Annotated in this window: 1 protein-coding gene; it reads right to left on the reverse strand. The window is 75.8% G+C overall.

From position 1 onward, the window contains the following. Window positions 1-142: 142 nt before the first annotated feature. Window positions 143-832 (reverse strand): DNA-3-methyladenine glycosylase family protein (locus PROKR_RS07455; RefSeq protein WP_036961432.1); only part of this gene is annotated, 690 nt, incomplete at its 5' end.

Consider the following 832-nt stretch of genomic DNA (forward strand, 5'->3'; position numbering starts at 1 on the left):
GCCGCCGACGGCGGGGACCGCCGCGACGACGACGCTGAAGGGCCCGTCGGGGGTGGTGAGGGTCGTGGAGTGCATGTTCTTCCTTCCAGGGGTCGAGGTGTCGGACGCACAGGTCACCCGGGTGACCTGTTGGTCTGACGGGTCAGGCGGAGCGCCACAGGTGCATCGCGGCGTAGGAGCGCCAGGGCGCCCAGACCGCGCCGCGCAGGGCGAGCTCCCTGAACTGGTGGGGGCGGGAGGTCTCCGCGGAGACCAGCCCGAGGTTGCGGGCGCCGGACAGCAGGGCGACGTCGCCGTCCATCAGGACGTCGGGGTCGCCGAGCACGCGCAGCGCCACGTATCCCGCGGTCCAGGGGCCGATCCCGGGCCGGGCCACGAGGCGACGCCGCAGGTCGTCGGGGTCGTCGCCGACGCTCAGCGTGAGGCTGCCGTCCGCGAGGTCCCGGGCCGCGCCGAGCACGGTCGCCAGGGTCCGGGCGGGCAGGCGGAGGTAGGCCGAGCCGTCCTCGGTGCCCGGCCCGCTGCCGGAGCCCCGCCCAGGAGGACCGGCGATCTGCCTCGGGGTAGGGAACAGCCTGGTCAGGCCCTCGAACGCCGAGACGTACGGGGTGCCTACGCCGTGCGCGAGCCGCGTCAGGTGTGTCCGTGCGGCGGCGACGCTGATCTGCTGCCCCACGATCGCACGGACCAGCAGCTCGGCCGGGTCCAGCGTGCCGGGCACCCGGATTCCCGGGACCGCCGCGACGGACGGCGCGAGCACGGGGTCGGCCGCGAGCGAGGAGTCGACGGCGACCGGGTCCGCGTCGAGGTCCAGCAGCCGCCGCACCCGCGC

The organism is Promicromonospora kroppenstedtii DSM 19349 (assembly GCF_000515355.1).
GTDB classification, from domain to species: Bacteria; Actinomycetota; Actinomycetes; order Actinomycetales; family Cellulomonadaceae; genus Promicromonospora; species Promicromonospora kroppenstedtii.